At 63.1% G+C, this 7,520-nt stretch carries 7 protein-coding genes; all 7 read left to right on the top strand.

Annotated elements, in window-relative coordinates; all coding sequences use genetic code 11:
* Positions 1–204 precede the first annotated feature (204 nt).
* Entirely contained in the window at positions 205–978 is a 774-nt protein-coding gene (locus FXV83_RS35055) for a gamma-glutamyl-gamma-aminobutyrate hydrolase family protein (protein WP_187436382.1), read from the top strand.
* Positions 979–1,338: 360 nt separating this feature from the next.
* Positions 1,339–1,761, top strand: a complete 423-nt coding sequence (locus FXV83_RS45535) for a hypothetical protein (protein ID WP_187436381.1) — start codon at positions 1,339–1,341, stop codon at positions 1,759–1,761.
* A gap of 115 nt (positions 1,762–1,876) precedes the next feature.
* Positions 1,877–3,013 (top strand): pyruvate dehydrogenase (acetyl-transferring) E1 component subunit alpha, encoded by a 1,137-nt coding sequence (gene pdhA / locus FXV83_RS35040; protein ID WP_148744117.1) that lies wholly within the window; start codon positions 1,877–1,879, stop codon positions 3,011–3,013.
* Positions 3,006–3,986 carry an alpha-ketoacid dehydrogenase subunit beta gene (locus FXV83_RS35035; protein WP_148744116.1) on the top strand — a complete coding sequence of 327 codons (981 nt, stop codon included), beginning with the start codon at positions 3,006–3,008 and terminating at the stop codon, positions 3,984–3,986. Before pdhA ends, FXV83_RS35035 begins: the two co-directional genes overlap by 8 nt.
* 20 nt (positions 3,987–4,006) lie before the next feature.
* Positions 4,007–5,107 (top strand): dihydrolipoamide acetyltransferase family protein, encoded by a 1,101-nt coding sequence (locus tag FXV83_RS35030; protein ID WP_148744115.1) that lies wholly within the window; start codon positions 4,007–4,009, stop codon positions 5,105–5,107.
* Between the two features lie 144 nt (positions 5,108–5,251).
* Positions 5,252–6,634, top strand: a complete 1,383-nt coding sequence (locus FXV83_RS35025) for an NfeD family protein (RefSeq protein WP_148744114.1) — start codon at positions 5,252–5,254, stop codon at positions 6,632–6,634.
* The gene (locus FXV83_RS35020) at positions 6,631–7,392 is read left to right on the top strand and encodes a slipin family protein (RefSeq protein WP_148744113.1); all 762 of its coding nucleotides are present in this window, start codon (positions 6,631–6,633) and stop codon (positions 7,390–7,392) included. The genes FXV83_RS35025 and FXV83_RS35020 overlap by 4 nt, the downstream gene beginning before the upstream one ends.
* Positions 7,393–7,520 lie beyond the last annotated feature (128 nt).

The following is a 7,520-nucleotide window of genomic DNA, read 5'->3' as shown; positions in this document are numbered from 1 at the left end:
GGGCACTCTTTCGCGAAATCCCGCCCGGGATCAAGCCGGAGCGGGGCGCAGGAGCCGCACCCGGCCCTTGGCCGCCACTCGGTCGGCCCTTGGGGCGGGACTCTGCGCGAAAATAGCATTGCCGTCCCGCGATCCCTTCGGTTGAATTTGTTCCATGGGGAGGGCATGTTTGAAGAATCTTCTTGCGGGAGGTCGGAACGGGCGATGAGAAAGCCGGTCGTCGGCGTGATCGGGAATGCCCATCGCGTCGAGAATCGATTTCAGGTCCAGATGGTCGGCGAGCGTAATTTGCGCGCCGTGGCCGAGGTCTCCGGCGGCTTGCCGCTGATGTTCGCGGGCTCGCCCGACATCACCGATATCGCCGCGCTGCTCGATGCGGTCGACGGCATCATCCTCACCGGCGCCCGCGCCAATGTCCACCCGACCCGTTTCAACGTCGACCCTTGCGAGAAGCACGAGCCCTACGACATCCATCGCGACGAGGTCGCGCTGGCGCTCTCGGTCGCCTGCGTCGCCCGCGGTATCCCACTGTTCGGCATCTGCCGGGGCCTCCAGGAAATGAACGTCGCCTTCGGCGGCTCGCTGCACCCCGAAATCCGCGAAATTCCCGGCCGCATGAACCACCGTATGCCGCGGCTGGAGAACGGCGAGATCCATCCCGATCCGACCGTGATCTTTGCCGACCGCCACGACGTCGATCTCACGCCCGGTGGGGCGTTTGCAGAACTGCTCGGCTGCGAGAGGATCCGGGTCAATTCGCTGCACGGCCAGGGCATCCTTGATCCCGGCAAGCGCGTGCTGATCGAAGGCATCGCCGAGGACGGCACCATCGAGGCGATCCGCATCGCGGAAGCCCCGACCTTTGCGCTCGGCGTGCAATGGCACGCCGAATACGACCCCCAGCACAATCCGATCAACCGTAAGCTGTTCGAGGCCTTCGGCGAAGCGCTGGTGGAGCGGCAGCGCGCGACGGCGTAGGCGGTGCAAGGCTGATAGGCTTTTTAGGCATGCTTTCGCCACACTGTCATTGCGAGCGCAGCGAAGCAATCCAGAGTCTTTCCGCGGAGGGATTCTGGATTGCTTCGCTTCGCTCGCAATGACGAGTCTGGGCAACTGCATCGATCTTTCAAGTGGCTTTCCGAATAGCAGACACGCCTTCGTAGTCTCGCGGCAGGTTTCGCCCGAGCTTTGCGGTTCGTCCCGCCCAATGGAGACCAAAGGGCGCAGGGAAGGCCGGGCGCCAGCGGCACCCTTGGTCCGTGCGCTACGGAAATGCACACGGGTTGGACCACAAGTGTAGCCGATCGCCCGACCTTCGCTGCGCGGATGGTTTTAACGGTGTTGTTCGTGTTCTCCTCGGGGAGCGATGCATTGCGCGGCGGAATACGCAGCCCGATGGATTCCGGGCCTGCGCGCTTGCGCACGCATCCCGGAATGACGGCGAGGAGGCGGCGTCGTGATGCGACGAGCAGCAACGTCGTCGATGCGGACATTCGCGCGCGAGCGCAGAACGCTTGTCGCCATACGTTGCTAGAGGCTGAGCTGCCTTCAGTTTGTAGGCCGTCCGAAACTGATGGTTCTTTGCTCTTGCTGCCACAGATCATCCTCAGAATGCCTGTCACAGGCATTATCGTGTCTCACTTGTTATCCATTGCCTTGAAAATTCGCTCAATGGGCCGCCTGAAACTCTGCCAACGAGATGGCTCCGTCGCCGTGGGCGTCCATAAGCGCAAACATCATGCGGTTGATCCTTCTCAATGACGCGACCTATGATCGTGTGAATCGACCGCCCGCAGGCGGCGGTGCAGCAAGGATTGCGAACCCTGCCGAGCAGTCCTGCGGCGGTCTTGCATCGTCTGGCACAAACACCACCTGAATGAGTTGTAGAGGGCACAATCGCTCCGGGAGCGAGAGCGTGGCCAGCCGAAGGATAAATCAGGATCTCCCCGTCATTGCGCGCTTCGAGGTGTGTCATCGCAGCTACCTCGCGCCAGACGGCTCGATTCAGCGGCCGCTTCCCGCCTTCGCCTCCGACGCCAAGCTGCTCACCGCGCTTTACCGCGCCATGGTGTTTCTGCGTCTATTCGACCGAAAGGCTGTTGCATTGCAGCGGACCGGTCGGCTTGGGACTTACGCCGTTTCGCTTGGTCAGGAGGCGGTATCGGTCGGCATCGCCAGCGCGATGCGGGAGGAGGATGTGCTGCTGCCCTCGTACCGGGACAATGGCGCGCTGATCTGGCGCGGCGTCAGACCGGAAGAGATCCTGCTGTTCTGGGGCGGCGACGAACGGGGCAACCAGTTCTCAGGACCGGCCCATGACTTCCCCTTCTGCGTTCCGGTCGGATCCCAGGCGCCGCACGCCGCCGGCGTCGCCTACGCCCTCAAGCTGCGCAAGCAAGCGCGAGTCGCGGTGTGCCTGTTCGGCGATGGCGCGACCTCGAAAGGCGATGTCTACGAAGCGATGAATTTCGCCGGCGTGCACAAATTGCCGCTTGTTTTTGTAGTGGCCAACAATCAATGGGCCATTTCGGTACCATTGCGACTGCAGACGGCCTGCGAAACGCTGGCACAAAAGGCGATCGCCGCAGGATTCACCGGCGAGCGGGTCGACGGGAGTGACGTGGTGGCCATGCACGCCGCTGCCGAAGCGGCCATTGCCGCCGCGCGTGATGGCAAAGGCCCCCACCTCATCGAGGCGGTCACCTACCGGCTCGGCGACCATACGACCTCCGACGACGCGTCACGCTATCGTTCGGCCGACGATGTCCAAGCGCATTGGAAGGAAGAGCCGATTGCGCGGCTGAGGAATTATCTTGTCGCCCAAAAGATGTGGAGCAAAGTCGACGAGGAGCAGCTTGCCGCCGAGTGTCACGAGCGCGTCGATGCAGCGGCCGACGTTTATCTGGCAACGGCGCCGCGCCGGCCCGAAACGATGTTCGATCACCTCTATGCCGATCTGCCCGAAGCCTATGCCGCGCAACGCCGCGAGCTCGCGGGAGAGCACGATGCCTGAGGCAACGCTGGTCGAAGCCATCAACCTGGCGCTTGCACGCGCAATGGAGGATGATCCTGACGTGGTCGTGCTTGGTGAAGATGTCGGCGTCAATGGGGGCGTCTTCCGCGCGACCGCGGGCTTGCAAAAGCGTTTTGGACCGGAGCGTGTCCTCGACACGCCGCTTGCCGAGCTTCTGATCAGCGGGCTTTGCGTCGGCATGGCCGCGCAGGGACTGAAACCGGTCGGCGAGATCCAGTTCATGGGGTTTATCTATCCCTGCCTGGATCAGCTGGTGAACCATGCCTCCCGATTGCGCAACCGCACCCAGGGACGGCTCACGTGTCCAATGGTTTTGCGCACACCGCACGGTGCCGGCATCCGTGCGCCCGAGCATCATTCTGAAAGCACCGAGGCGATGCTCGCGCATATTCCCGGTTTGCGCGTCGTCATGCCTTCGTCTCCGGAGCGCGCTTATGGACTTCTCCTCGCTGCGATCAGCGATGCCGATCCAGTGGTGTTTCTCGAGCCGACACGTCTGTATCGCGCGGCCAAGGGCGAGGTGGAGGACAATGGTGAGCCCTTGCCGCTGGATCGCGCCTTCGTCTTGCGGCAAGGTCGCGACCTCACGCTTGTTAGCTGGGGCGCGATGGTGAAGGAAGCCATGGCTGCGGCCGATGCACTCTCGGCTGATGGTATTGCAGCCGAGGTCATCGATCTCGCGACCCTCAAGCCCTACGACGAAAGGACTATCCTCAACTCGGTCGCAAAGACCGGCCGCTGCGTCATCGTGCACGAGGCGGCCCGAACGGGCGGATTCGGTGCCGAGATCGCCGCGACCATCGCCGAGCGCGGTCTGTCCTCGCTACTAGCGCCCGTGATCCGCGTCACCGGGTATGACACCGTCATTCCGATGGCGCGTCTCGAACAATATTATATGCCTTCCGTCGAACGGATCGTGACGGCGGCCCGCAAGACTTGCCAGTTCAGCTGAATCTGAATGGACCTCGTCCCATGCGCCAATTCACGCTGCCCGATCTTGGCGAAGGTCTTGAAGAGGCGGAGATCGTTAGCTGGTATGTCAGCGAAGGCGATCACGTCGTCACCGATCAGCCGCTCGTTTCCGTCGAGACCGACAAGGCGGTGGTCGAAATACCATCGCCGGCGAGCGGACGCATCGCACGCGTGTTTGGCGCCAAGGGCGACATCGTGAAGGTCGGCACGCCTCTCGTCGAATTTGCGGAAGGCGTTGAAGAGGACAGGGGCACAATCGTCGGCGAACTCGGTAGCGGCGAACATCTGCCCGCTGCGGGGATTTCCCCCGCGCCGCCGACCGGGCCGCAGCGTCAGGTGTTTCCAGCTGTGCGTGCCCTCGCGCACAAGCTCGATGTCGATCTGGAGAGCGTGGCGCCTACGGGGCCCGGTGGCACCATCACCCGCGCCGATGTCGAACGGGCCGCGAAGGGCATGTCCGAAGCCGGTGGTGCCGAGCCGCTGCGAGGGATGCGGCGCGCCATGTCCCAACGCATGGCAGCAGCCCATGCGCAAATTGCCCCAGCCACGGTAACTGATGAAGCCGACATTGACGATTGGCCGACGGGCGAGGACGTCACAATCCGCCTGGTGCGGGCCATCGCTGCCGCTTGCAAGGCAGAGCCCGCGCTCAATGCCTGGTACAATTCCGGCGCGGGAGAACGGCGTCTCTTGGCGCGCGTCGATCTCGGCATCGCCGTCGACACCGAGGGCGGTCTGATCGTTCCAGTGTTGCGCAATATTGCAGGGCGCGGCGTTTCGGACTTGCGGGCAGGGCTTGACCGGCTCCGGGCCGACGCCATCGCGCGCTCGATACCGCCTGAAGAGCTGCGCGGCGCGACGATTACGCTATCGAACTTCGGGATGATGGGCGGCCGGTTTGCCAATCTGATCATCGTGCCGCCCCAGACGGCCATCATAGGAGCCGGGCGAATTTCGCAGCGCGTGGTCCCGCATCGGGGGCAACCTGCCGTGAGGCGCACGCTGCCGCTATCGCTTACCTTTGATCATCGCGTCGTGACGGGTGGTGAAGCTGCCCGCTTCCTGGTCGCCCTCAAGTCGGATCTTGAGCAGATGTCGTGAACCGCTGCTTGCGACGTGCTCGCTCGAAAGGTCATCAGCCCGCCTTTCATCGATCGCACCGCACAATGACCCTTATGGTCGCGTTGTCCGGGCCATTGAGGTTCCGGAGCGGAACGCCATATTTATGGCAAGGGAGCCCTTGCCGTGCAGACCATAAAGGCGGCCCTCGTCGCGGCGATCAGCATCGTCGCTCTTCTTTCCTGCCTCCTTCCGGGATCAGCCGAGGAGAGTGGCCGTCTTGCACTCACTGTCACGATTGACGGAGCCATTGGACCGGCGTCGGCCAGTTACGTGAAGGAGGCTCTGGTCAAGGCAAGCGAACGACGCGCCGAGATCGTGATATTGCGAATGAACACGCCCGGCGGTCTCAACTCCAGCATGCGCGAGATCATTGCGGATGTGCTCGGCTCGTCCGTTCCCGTCGTCGGCTACGTTGCGCCCGCAGGCGCCCATGCAGCGAGCGCCGGGACGTATATCCTTTATGCGACTCATATCGCGGCCATGGCGCCGGGCACCAATATCGGTGCCGCGACGCCGGTGCAGATTGGCGGACCGCTTCCGGGCCTGCCGAGCGGCACACCCGACAAGGACAACAAAGACAAGAAGGATGAGCCGAAGGACGCGATGACGGCAAAGGCGACGAACGATGCCGTTGCCTTTATCCGCAGCCTCGCCGAACTGCGCGGCCGCAACGCCGATTGGGCCGAGAAGGCGGTCCGTGAAGCCGCCACGCTGTCCGCCAATGGCGCGTTGGAGGCGCACGCCATTGACCTCGTGGCGCGCGATCCGGCCGAGTTGCTCAGGCAAATCGATGGTCGCGTGGTCGAGGTCGCGGGCGGCAGGGCGCAACGCCTGGCAACGCAGAATGCCGCTGTCGAAGTCGTCGATCCCGGATGGATATCCCGATTCCTGGCTGTCATTACCGATCCCAACGTTGCGTTCATTCTGCTGATGGTCGGCATTTACGGCCTGATCTTCGAGTTCATGTCCCCCGGCGCGGTCGCTCCAGGGGTGGTCGGGACCATCTGCCTGCTGCTCGGCCTCTACGCTCTCAACCTGCTGCCGATCAACTATGCCGGTCTCGGCTTGATGCTGGTTGGGATCGCGCTTCTCGCCATTGAAGCGTTCAATCCGACCGTCGTGATCGGCCTTGGCGGCGTCGTCGCCTTTGTACTGGGCGCCGTCATGTTGATCAGGGTCGAAGCGCCGGGTTACCGCCTGTCGTGGTGGGTCATCGCTCTCGCGGCAGCGATGTTCACAGGTCTCCTTCTCGTCGTGCTCGGCGCGCTTCGGCGCGCCCGCAAAGGTCCCGTACGGGTGGGCGCGCTAGCCATGCGAGGCCTCATCGCGGAAGTCATCGACTGGAACGAGAACGAGGGACACGTCTTTACGCATGGCGAGCGCTGGCAAGCGCGTGGCGCTGACGACTTCAAGCCCGGCGAGAAGGTCGAGGTCGCCAATATCGCCGGCTTGACGCTGGTGGTCCGGCGCCCGAATCCTGCGAGCGGCAAGGGAGGTCAACTCTGATGATTGAATATTCGGTCTACGCGGTGCTTGCGCTGATCGCCGTCATGTTTCTCACGCAGGCCATTCGCATTCTCAGGGAATACGAGCGCGGCGTTATCTTCACGCTCGGCCGGTTCACCGGGGTGAAGGGGCCGGGCCTGTTCATCCTCATTCCGATCGTGCAGCAACTCGTCAAGGTCGATCTCAGGGTGATGGTGCAGGTCGTGCCGCCCCAGGATGTGATTTCGCGCGACAACGTCTCGGTCAAGGTCAACGCTGTTCTCTATTTCCGCATCGTTGATCCCGAGCGCGCCATCATCAAGGTAGGCGACTACATGGCGGCGACCAGCCAGCTCGCCCAGACCACGCTGCGTTCGGTGCTTGGCAAGCACGAGCTCGACGAGATGCTCGCCGAACGCGACAGGTTGAACGCCGATATTCAGGAGATCCTCGACAAGCAGACCGACATCTGGGGCATCAAGGTCACCGGTATCGAGATCAAGGACGTCGATCTCAACGAAACCATGGTGCGCGCGATCGCCAAGCAGGCGGAGGCGGAACGGCTCCGGCGCGCCAAGGTGATCAACGCGATGGGCGAACAACAGGCCGCCGAAAAGCTCGTGGAGGCGGGCCGGATCCTCGCGCAGGAGCCGCAGGCGATGCAGCTGCGATACTTCGCGGCTCTGCACGACATCGCGGGCGAGCGGTCGTCAACCATCGTCTTCCCGCTGCCGGCAGGCCTGCTCGATCATCTGATTCCGCGGCGGGAGACAACGTGATTCTCTGGCACTGTCGGGGAGGTGGCGCACGGATCGACGTCGGAGTCGCCGCTGTGAGGCGCTTGACGGATTGTTCCCAATATGGGTCGATGCATTGAGGTTGCGAAGTACTAGCATTACAGTTGCGT

Source organism: Bradyrhizobium hipponense (assembly GCF_008123965.1).
GTDB lineage: Bacteria > Pseudomonadota > Alphaproteobacteria > Rhizobiales > Xanthobacteraceae > Bradyrhizobium > Bradyrhizobium hipponense.
This window is presented reverse-complemented; position numbering and strand designations above follow the sequence as displayed.